Source organism: Vreelandella massiliensis (assembly GCF_900155385.1).
Taxonomy (GTDB): domain Bacteria; phylum Pseudomonadota; class Gammaproteobacteria; order Pseudomonadales; family Halomonadaceae; genus Vreelandella; species Vreelandella massiliensis.
Map to the genome: position 1 here is coordinate 1,094,366 of NZ_LT699745.1, position 12,964 is coordinate 1,107,329.

Genomic DNA, 12,964 nt, shown 5'->3' on the forward strand with positions numbered 1-12,964 from the left:
CTTTTTGACATTGCCAAGGCCACCTAGAACGCAGAGCTGCTGTGGCGTCAAAAAGGGGGTGCGCCACGAAACTACCTAAATGTCCGCGATATCAAACTAAACGTCGTTGACTGATCGCAATCCCAAGCAGAATCATGGCCAGGGCAACATAGCGGTCGGCCGTTACGGCTTCGCCCAGAAAAGTCACGCCGGCTGCAAACGCAATCACCGGTATAATGTAGTTGATAATGGACAGGAAGCTCGGCCCCTGACGCTGCACGATAGTAAAGTAGACCCAATTGGCCAGCCCTGATGAGAAAACCCCGAGTATCACCATGGCGACTAGTGGCAGCCAGTTGATCTCCAGTGTCCAAGGGCGATCCACCATCAAGGCCACCGGCCACAGCATCATGCTTCCGGCAACGAGCGTACCAGTGCCTGCCACCAGCACCGACAGCTTCGGTAGTCTTTTGGTGTAGATACTATTGACCGAATAGCAGATCGTGGCTGTGACGATCGCCAACTGAGCCCAGAAGGCATCACCCCCGAGATTGGACAGCGCCTCGCTACCGATCAGTAGCAGTACACCGAGAAAGCCGAGTATAAATCCCGTCGCCTTGCGCACCGACATCGGTTCGTTGGCAATAAAGAAATGCGCCAGGATCATCACGTTGATTGGCATCAAGGCCATCAGAATGCCGGCCAGGCTACTGGAAACGTACAGCTCGCCCCAGGAAATCAGCGAGAACGGTACCACATTGCCGAGCAGTGCCAAGCTGGCGAAACGTTGCCACCAGCCTTTATTACTCGGTAGCCGCAAGCCTGCCGCGCGCATGATGATATACAGCGTCAATGCGCCGAGACTTAGCCGCACTGCCACCAGTGTCAGTGGCGGAAACGAAGGCAACGCCAGCGCGATCAGCATGAACGCCAGTCCCCAGGCCAGCGACAGATACAGTAACAGTGCCCAATCCAGTGGTGTACGTGTTGGCAGGTTTGGCAATAGCGTTTCCGTCAGTCGTTACGAAGAAAGCACCGATTTTAGTGCATCCGCTTATTGCCAACCAGCGATCCCGCTCACCTTGACTGGGGCGGTTTTAGAGAATGTTACGTTTGGTGTTAATAGCGGGGTGGGTTAAATAATAAAAAAGCTTCACTCGCCAACCGGACAGCTAGGCTGACAGAGGGGGAAACTCCTATAGCTCATGTGATCATCAGGGACCCTACAAATATAAATATTGGGAAGAGCCATTAGATTTCTTCCCAAATAGCGCGATGAAAAGCATGATTCATTTCCAACGCCTTTTGTATTCTCATTAAATTGAGTTGCTGTGTGTCTTGCATTGCCTGTTGGAAGTTTCTCTGGGTCTCACCTGATATTTCTGGCATTGGATACGTTATTATAATTCGAATATTTTTTTCATGAATATCAATTATAGCTTGGCAGAGCTGCATTTCAATTTGAAACATTTTTTGAGCATTTTTGTACCAATCTAGTTGTATGTTGATAAGTGGTTGTGTTCTTCGCCAGCTGCTTTTTAACCATTCATTAAAAATAAACTGGCTAATCGAGACCCAAGGAGGCGGAAGCTCTGAGTCTAGTGGGTTAGGCGAAAAATAGGTTTCATTAATTTTATTTTTCATCATATCACCTGTTTTAAAAAATCATGAATATCAATATTTTGTTTGCCCAGAAACGTAAAACGCTCCAGGCTTTCATTTAAGCAAAACATCCATAAAAATTTAAAAAGTGTCCAGCGATAATATCTCATTTGCAAATAAATCACTCATTATCGCCTCGTCAAAAGTTTGTAAAAATAAGATAGATTATTTTGTGTTAAGTGTTGTCATTGCTGGGTTTATTGCTAAAAGAAATAATCTAATTGAGAAAGGTGTTTTTATAAATTTGTTCTAGCCTAGGTCAATAAAAAAAGGCAGGTAAACTAAAGATAGCGTTATTTAGATTCAGCTGTAAACTCTAACGCCACTCGCTGTAAAGCCTGCCTGATATTGGGATAAAGCTCATGTATCAGTTTCGGTAGTTTTTAAATACCATGTCGTATGGATGCCTCTCTCAAATCACTACTGAACCCTAAGTGTTGAAGTTTTTATACATCAATATAGGCTGTCTAAGGCCTTAAATATAATCAGTGTTTGATAGGTATTTCCTGTCGATTCGGTAAAGCCTCCATATCACGAGGAATTCTCACGGTAAGTACACCGTTGAGAAAAGAAGCTTGAATATCTTCTTTACGGACATCTTTGGGTAGGCTTAAAATCCGGCTAAAACTACCATAAGAGCGCTCAACGCGATGATATTGATTTTTCTCAGATGTGTGTTGATGACGTTTTTCACCTTCAATAATCAATTTATCATCTTCAAGGTTAATCTTAATGTCCTTTTCTTCAACACCAGGCACTTCAACGCTTACAACGTATTCATTTTCACTCTCTGCGATATCTACACTAGGACTCAATTGGCTCAAAGGAGTTTCACCAACAGGCGTCATAATACGGTTTATCCAGCGATCAAGTTCTTTATGAATTCCAAGCAATGGAGAGATTTCGTCATCGCTATATTTCGCAGGACTGTAACCAATCTTGTTATCGCCTTCTTCATGCCTAAGCCAGTTCCAAGGGTAAAAATTGTGCGCTTTCACCTTTCGTTGCCTCTGTTCTCTATGTGATAAATCTGCCCTTATGCATTATCGAATAAACTATCAGTTTCCACCAATAAAAAAATCAATATTGGGAAAAAACACTATTTTTTATAGGTTGGATAAGTAGAGGTATAGACAAAAATGATGTGATTGACATATGAAATGTCGTCCCGGAATATGCATGAGGATGACTTAAAAACTGGGTGATCTCCACAAATATTAACAATTTAACCAAAGGATAATATTGAAAGGGTCTGCATGGTTCGGCATATTGTTAATTGAATAGCCCCGGGTTTTGTAGACCCCTCTGGGCCTTATACTGAAGGCGCCCTGGAGGTTCCATGAGCCGTCAACGATACACCGAAGAATTCAAGATTGAAGCCGTCAAGCAAGTGACCGAGCGCGGCCACCCCGTCGCCGAGGTTGCCGCCTGGTTGGGCGTATCCGGCCATAGTCTGTATCAGTGGATCAAGCGTTATGCCAAGCCTACTGAGCAACGCTAGCAGGGTGATGATCTTCAGGCTGAGAACCGGCGCTTAAAGGCTGAGCTGAAGCGTGTATCAGAAGAGCAAGAGATACTAAAAACGGCCACCACGTACTTCGCCAAAGGGTCCGGCTGAGGTACGGGTTCATTCAAGGCCATGCGGACCAATATTCGGTGCGGCGGCTGTGCCGCATGATGGCGGTGCACTCCAGCGGCTACTATGACTGGTGCCGTAGTGCCCTGTCTGACCAGGGTCGAGACAATCAACGCTTACTGGGGGCTCACCAAGCATGCCTGGTTTGAAAGTGGTGGTATTTAAAGTCATAGCAAGATCCATCAGGGCTTGCGAGAAATCGGAGAAGCCTGTGGGAAGCATCGCGTTGCCCGCAGGGCGATTCAGTAAGACAATAATATGAGAAAAAATACCCACCCCACCTAGCAAAAAAGTTTTTTTATAAAAGCGTATTTTATTAATTTTATAAACCTTTTTTTAAAAATTGATTTCTGTCATTTTTTTTTAAAAAGTCGCCTCTACCATGTCGCCTGTACTGCTAAACCACATACGTATAAATAGTAAAATAGAGGGCGTCATGCATAAAACAATAGAGCTAAGTTTTTTACCTCAAGAACAGTTCGAAATTGCTTATTCACACGAAGTGCTCGAGTTAAATCGTTATCGATGGCTAGCGCTTAGATTTCTCCCTATTGATCCGCAAGTCAGTCGGCTTATAGGCGAAATCAGCATGGAGTGCGTAGGCCGTCTTTGTAAAATAGAAGATCTTGCCAGGAAGATGGAGCTGGCGGCTTGTGTTAATGGCCTTAAGCTATGCGTGCCTCCAGCTGCTTTTAATCATAGCAAGCAGCACTTTTTTATTGTCGATGAGGTCATGGGTCGCAAGGCTCTTGAAACAGCCGAAGAATCCGCGAGAGAGACGCACGAATTCTTTGTCTGGATGATAAAAACCAATGCTACGCCAGAATTGCATCCACTCTTACTCAGCTTCTCACACCAGAAAAAAAATGAATACTACGTTCTTCAAGAGTGTCGAAAATCATGGAGAAAACACTTTCTTCACGACGGAAAATACTCGAGTAATTATAAAAAATGAGTTCTAATAAAGCCGGTACGGTTTAGATAGAGAGGTGCTGGCATAAAAAACGCCAACTTTGGGTCACGAACATGGCAATAACAAACAACACAGCGGCCAGACTGACCATGGTGGGGCCAGTGGGCGTATCAAAGGTGTAGGCGGCGCATAGTCCACCGGTCGTGGCGGCCATGGCGATCACGGCGGAAAGTAAGGCCATCTGTTCTGGTGTGCGGCTGAAGGGGCGGGCCGTTGCCGCCGGAATAATCAGTAGCGCCGCAATCAAAAGCGCGCCGATCACTTTCAAGGCCACGGCGACCACAATGGCGAGCGCCACTGTCAGCACCAGCTGCTCTTGGCGCGGGTTGATACCACTGGCATGGGCGAGTTCTTCATTCAGCGTGGCGGTCAGCAAAGCCTGCCAGCGCCAAAGCATCAGGGCGATGACCAGAATGGCGCCGGACCCGATAATCGCAAGATCGGTTTTGCCCACCGCGAGAATGTCGCCAAACAAATAGGCGTGTAGGTCAATGCGTACGCCTGAGACAAAGGATACCGCAACCAGCCCAATGGCCAGCGCAGAGTGCGCCATCACGCCGAGCAAGGTATCCATGGCATAGCCCCTACCACTTAACGTGGATACGCAAAACGCCATGAGCAGGGCAACGCCAATGACGCCGGCAAAAATGGAGATATTCCACAGCAAGGCCAGGGCGACACCCAGAATGGCGGCATGAGCGGTGGCATCGCCGAAATAGGCCATCCGCCGCCAGATAACAAAACATCCCAACGGCGCCGCGGCTAACCCTACGCCGAGCCCCGCCAATGCAGAACGCCACATGAAATCATCCAGCATGGCGCAACGTCTCCTTATCGTGAGAGTCCGTGTGTTGATGACGATAAAGGGCCAGAGTGCTGGCCGTCTGATCGCCGAAAAGCGCACGGTACTGAGGTGATGAGGCCACCCGTTCCGGTTGCCCTTCACAACAGATGTGCCCGTTCAGGCAGATCACGTGGTCTGCCGTGCGCATGACCACATGCAGGTCATGGCTGACCATCAACACCGCACATTGGGAGCGTTGGCGGATCTGTTCGATGCGTTGATAGAACTCGGCAATGCCGCGGTGATCCAGCCCCTGTGTGGCTTCATCCAGCAATAAAAGCGAGGGGCGTGACAGCAGGGCGCGAGCCAGTAACACCCTTTGCAGCTGGCCGCCGGAAAGGTGATTCATGGCGGCATTCAGCAGATGTTCGGCCCCCGCCTGTTCCAGCGCTTCGGCAATCTCATGGCTGGTATGCCGCTTGGGTAGGTTGATGAAGCGGCGTACCGTCATCGGGAAGGTGGGGTCCAGATGCAGGCGTTGGGGCACATAGCCAACCCTCAGGTTGGGTGAGCGGATAATGCGGCCAGCAGACGGTTTGATAGCACCTATCAGCGTCTTGACCAGGGTGGACTTGCCGGAGCCGTTGGGGCCAATCAGGGTCATAATCCGCCCAGGCCACAGCACCAGGTTGATATTGTCCAGAACAGGCTGTTGGCCAAACCGAACGGCCAGCTGCTCGGTTGCCAGCAAGGCAGGACCTGTTGCGGATAGACGCGAAAACATAACAGACTCCGAGTTGATTTATTGTTATGTTATAACATATTTTTTGTGGGTGCCAAGCGTTAACCGACACAGCCAAACGAAACAGTCAAACGAAACAGCTTTAAAGGATACATTTAATGAATAAACCGCTTACCCGTATGGCATTGCCGTTCATTTTGGGGTTTCCATTGGCTGCTTTGGCCGATGTGCCGAATGTTGCCGTGGATATTCCGCCGGTGCATTCGCTGGTCAGCAAGGTGATGGGGGAGTTGGGAGAGCCTGAGCTGTTCATGCAGCAGGGGGCGTCGCCCCATGGGTACTCGCTGCGCCCTTCGGAAGCAAAAACGCTGGATGACGCTGAGCTTGTTATCTGGGTCAGCAATGATCTGACGCCATGGCTTTCAGGCCCGTTGGCATCCCTGGCGTCAGATGCCGAGCATCTGGAGCTGATGACCCTGGACGAGACCCAGGTGCTGAACTACCGCGACCGGTCGGTAGCGCTTATGGAAGCGCACGACGACCACGATCATCATAATCATCACGACCACGGTGATCACGACCACCACGACCATCATCATGAGGAGGCAGATCCCCACGGCTGGTTGGACCCGGGAAATGCGCGCCTCTGGCTGGACGCCATTGCCCGTCGTTTAAGCGTAATGGATCCGGAAAATGCCGAGGCCTACCAGAGTAACGCCACCCAGGCTAAAGCCGAGTTGCTGGAATTGCAGATGACGCTGGAAGAGCAGTTTGCTGAGCAGCCAGCGCCGCGTTTTGTGGTCTTTCACGATGCCTACCAGTACTTTGAACAGCGTTTTGATGTGCCGTCGGAAGGCGCGATTTCGCTGGGCGATGCCTCTGACCCCAGCCCGGCGCGTATTGAAGCCCTTCAGCAGCATGTGCGCGAAAATGCTATCCAGTGCGTGTTCAGTGAGCCGCAGTTCAACTCCGCGATGGTGGACAATGTTTTCGGTGATACGCCTGCCGTGATGGGGGTGATTGACCCTCTGGGCGTTGAGTTGCCGCTTGGCCCAACCTTGTACGATCAGTTACTGCGCCAACTGGCTGACGCGCTTGAGCAATGCAGCGCTCAGCAAGAGTAAAATCATCGTTGCCACCAAGCAGTAAGAACGAAACAGAGCGGCACTTAACGGTGCCGCTCTGTGGCTTTGTTGCATCCAGGCATCAAGCGCAGGAGTGATCAGTGATCATGCCCGGCGTGGCCGCCAAAGGTGGCGTTGAACTGCAGCATGCCTACCCAGCTTTCCTCTTCACTGGCGTAGTCTTCCTGGGTGACCTGGGCGCGCAGGAACATAGTGTCGCGCAGGCGCCAGGTGACCTGGCCGCTGTGGCGCCAGCTAACGTCCTCCGAGACGATGGCGGTGGGGTGGGTGCCCATCACGCGATTGCTCATCCCCAGCGCTTCTGTGCGCAGACCCATTTCCCAGCGTGGCGCGATGCCATAGGTGGTTTCCAGGTAAGCGCCGTCCTGCTGCTCGGTATAGGCGTCCCGTGAATGAAAGTGGTGGTCATGCTCAACGTGTTCGCGCAGGTTCCGCTGGGTATAAAAATACTCACCGCCCAGCTGCCAATCGCCCTGTATGCCCGGCTGGCCGCCATCGCGCTGATAGCGTGCATCCAGCCCGGCGAACCAATTGTCGCCTTCGGCGCTGTGAGCATGGTGGCCGTGATCATCCACGCGCACAAACTGGCGGTTATAACCTGCCGATGCGCCCAAGTTCAGCGTCTTTCCTGAGCCGATATCAGGTTGGAACTTGGCAAATAGCGTGCTGACGCGCGGGCCGCTTTCGCGCGCTTCGTAACCGCCTTCACTGAACTGGCTAAACCCTTCACCTTCGCCCTGGAATAGCTCGGTACCGACCTGAAGGTTAGCGACTGGCGCCCAGGTAAGTTGCATACCGGTATCCAGCAGGCCATGTTCGCCGAGAATATGCTGGTTGACCAACGGGCGTTCGACAAAGTCCCAGGTATGTGGGTGGCGGCTGTTGATATCACCCACGTCGGACAGGAATTTACCGGCTTTAAGCATCAGGTTGGCAGGTAGCTGCTGGGTGCTCAAGTAGGCTTCTTCCAGGGTGACGTCGTCTTCGCTTAGAGAAATCACGGCGGTACCGTTCAAGTAGGGGGTACTCCCTTGCACAACCACTTCCGAGTGGCCCAGGTTAAAGCCATCATCCAGCGCGTGGGCGTGGCCTTCATGGCCATGATCATCGTGTCCGTGATCAGCGTGCCCACCGTGACCAAAACCGGCAGGGGCGTGCTGTTCACCGGAAAAGCGGTTGTGGTAAATCCCTTCCAGCGTCAGTGAAATATCCAAGTTGAACGCCTGTGCTTTGGGGCCGTTTTCAGCATGCTCAGGTGCAGGGTCGTGGCTGCTGTGATCATGTTGGCCATGATCATGACCTGTGTGGTCATGTTGGTGCTCAGCGGCCCAGGCAGGGGTAGCCATCAGTACGGCAGCAGCGATGGGAGCGAGCGTTAACAAACGGCGAGACATGTAAGAACTCCTGAAGGTGCGTTTTAAAGAAATAGCTAATGAATGAGAGCGCAATAAGTTATGTGATAACATAACAATTATCAAGAGGATCGCTGTACGTGAGTAAACCCCGGTAAGTAAGCCGATAGTTATACCAGGTGCATGCGGTGCAACATCCACTCCACTATTCTTCCGTCTGAAAGACTGGGAGCGATGCATACTGGCATTATCGAGCACCACGACGGCGAAGGTATTGGGGCTTTTGGGCCCACAAACTGGTCAAATGCTTCGATGACCGTCCCGGACGTTACCGGTTCTGTGGTGTGGTAGGCCTGCCCCCACTACCTCGAAAAGCTCCCCATAGGGGTGCAGCTTGGGGCGATGACGAGGCCAGTGACGCGCCAAGCGGGCACGGTAGCCCGCCAAGCTGGCATCGTAGCCCTTGATGGGGGCAGCCGTGTGGCGAGCGAGCTCCTGCGACACGGTACTTGGTACTTGGCCCAGATGAGTGGCAATGGCGCGGATCGAGTGTGTGGCTCGCATCATCATGATGGCGGCTCGGTCTTCAGCGGAGAGGTGGCGATAGCTGTGAGTCATGGCAACACCGTACCTGATGGGTCAGGTGTTGCACTTGGTCATTGCGACCGCCAGGTTAAAAGCTCTCGTTTTATTGTAACAATTGTTGACATTGGTCGGCATTCGAGTGTCTTCGCTTGCGCTATCATAAAGTTCAAATGTTCATTAACGAAGGCGGTGTTAGGCCTCACGTTGCAGGAAAATGTTTACTGATACAGGTGATTGAGCACGATTAATAACACAGCAATAGCGTTCGGCTGATTTTTTCAACATGCACGGGCTTTACACTAAGCTCGAGATGAACCGTACCGGCTTTCTCGGAGACCCGTTTGTTTGAGTCAGGCAGCTTTATTAGCCTGACCCTGGTGCTCATAATACAGGGCTTCTCTCTCTGCCGGTGGCATGTTGCCAATCGGCTCCAATATCCGCCGATGATTGAACCAGTCAACCCACTCTAACGTAGCAAACTCAACCGCTTCTAGATGCCGCCATGGTCCGCGTCGGCGAATCACTTCGGTCTTAAAAAGGCCGATGACTGTTTCAGCCATTGCGTTATCGTACGAATCGCCCACGCTTCCGACTGAAGGCTCAATGCCGGCATCTAACAAGCGCTCTGTGTACCGAATCGACACATATTGCACTCCCCTATCGCTATGGTGAACAAGGTCACTTTCAGGCCGTTGAGGACGCTCATGGAGTGCCTGTTCAAGCGCATCCAACACCATATCAGTTCGGGGTGTACTGGATACTCGCCAACCAATGATTCGGCGAGCAAAAGCATCAATGACGAAGGCAACATAAACAAAGCCCTGCCATGTCGCCACGTACGTAAAATCGGATACCCACAGGGCGTTTGGCTGAGCCGGCTGAAACTGCCGCTTGACCAAATCCGCCGGACAGGCTTTGTGGGGATCGGAAACGGTCGTACGGATCGGCTTACCCCGTATCACGCCGCGCAGCCCCAACTGGCGCATCAGGCGAGCGATAGTGCAGCGAGCTGCCGAAATACCTTCTCGGTGCAGTTGACGCCAGACTTTGCGGATGCCGTAGACGCCAAAGTTCTCGTCCCACACGCGCTGGATTTCGGCCCGTAGCCAGCGTTCACGTTGGTGACGGGGAGGCGCTCGGTCGGGCTCACGTAGGCGAGCTTGGTGTTCATAGTACGTTGACGGGGCGATCGGCAGGACACGGCAGATCGGCTCGACCCCGTATAGCGCTCGATGATCATCGATAAAGTTGATCATCACTTGCTTCGGCGGTCGAGCTCCGCCTGGGCAAAATACGCAGACGCCTTTCGCAGTATCTCGTTGGCCTGCTTCAACTCTCGATTTTCGCGTTCTAGCGCCTTAATTCGATCACGCTCAGAGGTCGTAGTGCCTTCTCGACGACCGGCGTCACGCTCCGCCTGGCGGACCCAGCTGCGCAGTGTTTCAGGATTACAGCCGATTTTAGGCGCAATGGCACCGATAGCGGCCCACTGGGAGGGATAATCAGCTTCATGGTCGAAGACCATGCGTACCGCCCGCTGGCGGACTTCAGGGGAATATCGATTTGATTTACTCATAGCTCCATCCTCTCAAGGTTTGGAGCCTCCGGGAATCCCGGAACGGTTCACCGCTTACCGCTGAAGCATTTCAGCACTGGTACGCTCAACGTATGCAAAAGACCCACAAGCATTCAAGCCATACAGTGCCACATGTGGTATCAGTATTACGTCGAGGCTTTCATCATCGAGAGCACAGCGTACGCATGCTGATGACACTGATGGCGGGTATGGCGCATGAGTCCAACAACTTACTTAGTACCATTATTGGGCTATCGGAGCTAAATCAGGCGCTGCTCACACCACCCCATCCAGTGCTGGATAACTGCCAACAGATTTATCAAGCCGGCACTCGTTTTGCGAATTTAATCGACGACATGACGCAAAGCGTGGGATATTTTTCTGTCACATTGGAGCCCACCGACCCAGCCCGTCTCGCACAACTGGTGTTAGACATGAAGCGTCCTCATTGGCCAGAGGGTATCGTACCAAAGTTGGATATTGAGCAAGCGCCGATAAAGGCGTTGCTTGACCCGGTATTTGTTCAACGTGCACTGGTTCACATGATTGATAATGCCTTATATGCCATGGCTAATGTTTTACAACCAGAGCTAATCGTCCGCGTAACAAAAGGGTTTAACAAAAAGGGGCTTTCCTGTGTATTGCTAAGCGTTCAAGACAACGGGAGCGGTATTGATGCCAATAGTTTACCGCATGTTTTTGACGCGTTCTTTACTACTAAACCGCCTGGGAGTGGCCGTGGGATTGGTATGACGGCCATCGATGTATGTGCCTTTCAGCATGGCGGGGATGTGTTGTTATCCAGCGAGCCTGGCCATGGTACTTATATCGCGTTACGCCTACCGCTTGTCAGTAGTTCGGTTAACTTAGCAAATGAGGTTGCATTGCCTATAGTGGCACCAGATTACTTTTCTACTGCTGATACTAGCCGATAGCCGTATTGATATACGCTTTTCAATCGTAGCTCAAAGGTGCCGTCTAAGGTTAACTTCTTGCGTAGGCGGCTAACATGCGTATCCACAGTGCGCGTGGTGAGGCTAGCATTAACCCCCCAGACTGTCTCAAGCAAATGTTCGCGGGAAAATAGCCGGCCGATATGGGTAAAAAATAGCGCAGCAAGTTGGTACTCGCGTGGTGTCAAAGTGATGGCCTTACCATTTAGCGTAATGCTTTGTATTGTTTGGTCGATAGCATAAGCCCCCAAAGTGACTGTGTCTGGCTGTGCTGCACGGGTAATACCGGCACGCCGAGCGAGTGCTGTTAGTCGGGCGCGCAGTTCAGCGGGGTAGATGGGTTTGGTAAGAAAGTCATCGGCACCACTCTCCAATGCCATGACGACGTCATTCTCACCTTGACTTGCGGTAATAAATAAAATGGGCCCTGACCATCCGTAATCGTAGCGTAACTGCTGCACTAACTGCATGCCGTCCGCGTCGGGTAGGTACCAGTCAATGATCAACAGGTCGAAGCTGTGTTTTTGCAAGGCTTTGAGTAGTCCGCTAGCACGCTCAAACGTATCAAGTGTCACCGAGCGCGCGAGACTCTCGTTAAGCGAGTGGGCAAGAAAACGCTGCTGAATTGGGTCATCTTCGAGTACGCCGATGTGCATAAGCTGAACCACCATCCTTGAGATGCAGGCATGTTAGCGAAACTTTCCAGCCTCGACAAAGCTTCGCTCAAGGATAATGTTCACAATCTATGACATTTGCCCACTGCGGGGTGCGCTAGCATGGAGCGAAACATCTCTCAGGTTGCAGGAGGGTAGCTTGTGATGCCTATATCGCTCAGCAATGTTCGTCACAGCCACGCTTGGATTAATGCCATCGTGCTAAAGAAACTAACACAGCGATACGGCCGCGATGGTCTAGAGCTTTGTTGGGGGAGTTACTTGGCGCGTCTCAGCGCTCGACAGCTCAAGTTGTCGAACTATGCCATCATTGAAAACCGAGCTCTGCTGCTGCGAGAGGCGCAAGCGCTTCAGGAGGAATCAATACACCTCGGTTGTTATGGGTTGGCGCACTACGCCGAGCAATTGATTGAGGAGGCCGCGTATGCCTCTTTTGTGATACTTGAGCGGCGCATCGCACAGATGCCAGCGCTTATTGCGCGTACTCGCTGTGAGTTCCGGCAATCTAATGCGAGGCTTTATTCAGCGGTTGCGACGACAGGCGCTAGCTGTGCTGCTCCAGCCTTAATGGCATCATCAAGCGCTTGAGCTTGCTCTGAAGTGACGGAATTGCCTTTTTTTAACGTATTGTCCACTTCTGCAGCGGTTTGTTCGATTCGATGGGCGCCAACAGAGCTGGCTGAACCCTTCAGGGTATGCACTTGGCGCGCAACCTTGTCGTCAGGTGCTGCCAGTAAAGCGGCAAGCTCAGAGAACTCGCCGGATAACTGTTCGTGAAACATAGCTAACACTTCGATGTAGAGTTCTTTATCGTTGTCGGCGTAAGCAAGGCCGGTGGAGATATCGAAGTCAGTCAGGTTGTTCAGTAGTGATTCCATTAGTGTATTCCTGCCGAGCGTTTTG

Annotated in this window: 12 protein-coding genes, 3 pseudogenes and 1 other annotated feature; of the genes and pseudogenes, 4 read left to right on the top strand and 11 right to left on the bottom strand. The window is 51.5% G+C overall.

Annotation, left to right across the window (positions count from 1 at the left end):
• Positions 1 to 91: 91 nt before the first annotated feature.
• From BQ9846_RS09770 to BQ9846_RS09780, 3 genes are all read right to left on the bottom strand, one after another.
• Entirely contained in the window at positions 92 to 982 is an 891-nt protein-coding gene (locus BQ9846_RS09770; protein WP_075880783.1) for a DMT family transporter, read from the bottom strand.
• Positions 983 to 1,230: 248 nt separating this feature from the next.
• A complete protein-coding gene (locus tag BQ9846_RS09775; RefSeq protein ID WP_075880784.1) occupies positions 1,231 to 1,623 on the bottom strand; it encodes a hypothetical protein in 393 nt (130 codons plus the stop codon).
• A 503-nt stretch (positions 1,624 to 2,126) separates the two neighbouring features.
• Complete coding sequence (locus BQ9846_RS09780; protein WP_075880785.1) at positions 2,127 to 2,639, bottom strand: Hsp20/alpha crystallin family protein; 513 nt, start codon at positions 2,637 to 2,639, stop codon at positions 2,127 to 2,129.
• 341 nt (positions 2,640 to 2,980) lie between these two features.
• Here BQ9846_RS09780 and BQ9846_RS17010 point away from each other — a divergent pair.
• Positions 2,981 to 3,511 (top strand): annotated as a pseudogene (locus BQ9846_RS17010) (transposase); the annotation flags it as partial.
• Positions 3,512 to 3,713: 202 nt separating this feature from the next.
• The gene (locus BQ9846_RS09790) at positions 3,714 to 4,232 is read left to right on the top strand and encodes a hypothetical protein (protein ID WP_075880787.1); all 519 of its coding nucleotides are present in this window, start codon (positions 3,714 to 3,716) and stop codon (positions 4,230 to 4,232) included.
• A gap of 22 nt (positions 4,233 to 4,254) precedes the next feature.
• Here the strand turns inward: BQ9846_RS09790 and BQ9846_RS09795 are convergent, their stop codons facing one another.
• Both BQ9846_RS09795 and BQ9846_RS09800 read right to left on the bottom strand, forming a co-directional pair.
• Positions 4,255 to 5,067 (bottom strand): metal ABC transporter permease, encoded by an 813-nt coding sequence (locus BQ9846_RS09795; protein WP_075880788.1) that lies wholly within the window; start codon positions 5,065 to 5,067, stop codon positions 4,255 to 4,257.
• On the bottom strand, positions 5,057 to 5,818 hold the full coding sequence (locus BQ9846_RS09800) for an ATP-binding cassette domain-containing protein (RefSeq protein WP_075880789.1): 762 nt from the start codon (positions 5,816 to 5,818) through the stop codon (positions 5,057 to 5,059). The genes BQ9846_RS09795 and BQ9846_RS09800 overlap by 11 nt, the downstream gene beginning before the upstream one ends.
• Positions 5,819 to 5,934: 116 nt before the next feature.
• Here BQ9846_RS09800 and BQ9846_RS09805 point away from each other — a divergent pair, with 116 nt between their 5' ends.
• The gene (locus BQ9846_RS09805) at positions 5,935 to 6,900 is read left to right on the top strand and encodes a zinc ABC transporter substrate-binding protein (protein WP_075880790.1); all 966 of its coding nucleotides are present in this window, start codon (positions 5,935 to 5,937) and stop codon (positions 6,898 to 6,900) included.
• 98 nt (positions 6,901 to 6,998) lie between these two features.
• Here BQ9846_RS09805 and BQ9846_RS09810 read toward each other — a convergent pair whose 3' ends face one another.
• The 4 genes and pseudogenes from BQ9846_RS09810 to BQ9846_RS09825 all read right to left on the bottom strand — a co-directional run bounded on the left by BQ9846_RS09810 (position 6,999) and on the right by BQ9846_RS09825 (position 10,434).
• Positions 6,999 to 8,315, bottom strand: coding sequence for a TonB-dependent receptor (locus BQ9846_RS09810; protein ID WP_075880791.1), 1,317 nt, complete (start codon positions 8,313 to 8,315; stop codon positions 6,999 to 7,001).
• A gap of 131 nt (positions 8,316 to 8,446) precedes the next feature.
• Positions 8,447 to 8,623: pseudogene (locus BQ9846_RS16565) on the bottom strand (IS630-like element ISHsp2 family transposase); the annotation flags it as partial.
• Positions 8,624 to 8,633: 10 nt separating this feature from the next.
• Positions 8,634 to 8,891, bottom strand: a pseudogene (locus BQ9846_RS09820) (helix-turn-helix domain-containing protein); the annotation flags it as partial.
• A gap of 317 nt (positions 8,892 to 9,208) precedes the next feature.
• Positions 9,209 to 10,434 (bottom strand): IS3 family transposase gene (locus tag BQ9846_RS09825; protein WP_144049355.1). Its coding sequence is split into 2 segments (ribosomal slippage): positions 9,209 to 10,149 and positions 10,149 to 10,434, totalling 1,227 coding nucleotides; the frame shifts between segments, so codons are not numbered across the junction.
• Positions 10,040 to 10,156 (bottom strand) — a sequence feature (AL1L pseudoknot). Its footprint overlaps the gene before it by 117 nt.
• A 185-nt stretch (positions 10,435 to 10,619) precedes the next feature.
• Here BQ9846_RS09825 and BQ9846_RS09835 point away from each other — a divergent pair.
• On the top strand, positions 10,620 to 11,369 hold the full coding sequence (locus BQ9846_RS09835) for a sensor histidine kinase (protein ID WP_075880792.1): 750 nt from the start codon (positions 10,620 to 10,622) through the stop codon (positions 11,367 to 11,369).
• On the opposite strand, the gene BQ9846_RS09840 is transcribed toward BQ9846_RS09835, so the two are convergent.
• Positions 11,339 to 12,043 (bottom strand): response regulator transcription factor, encoded by a 705-nt coding sequence (locus tag BQ9846_RS09840; protein ID WP_083651551.1) that lies wholly within the window; start codon positions 12,041 to 12,043, stop codon positions 11,339 to 11,341. The genes BQ9846_RS09835 and BQ9846_RS09840 overlap by 31 nt on opposite strands.
• 536 nt (positions 12,044 to 12,579) lie before the next feature.
• Positions 12,580 to 12,939: an Hpt domain-containing protein gene (locus BQ9846_RS09845; protein WP_075880793.1), complete on the bottom strand. Its 360-nt coding sequence runs from the start codon at positions 12,937 to 12,939 to the stop codon at positions 12,580 to 12,582.
• Between the last annotated feature and the right edge of the window lie 25 nt (positions 12,940 to 12,964).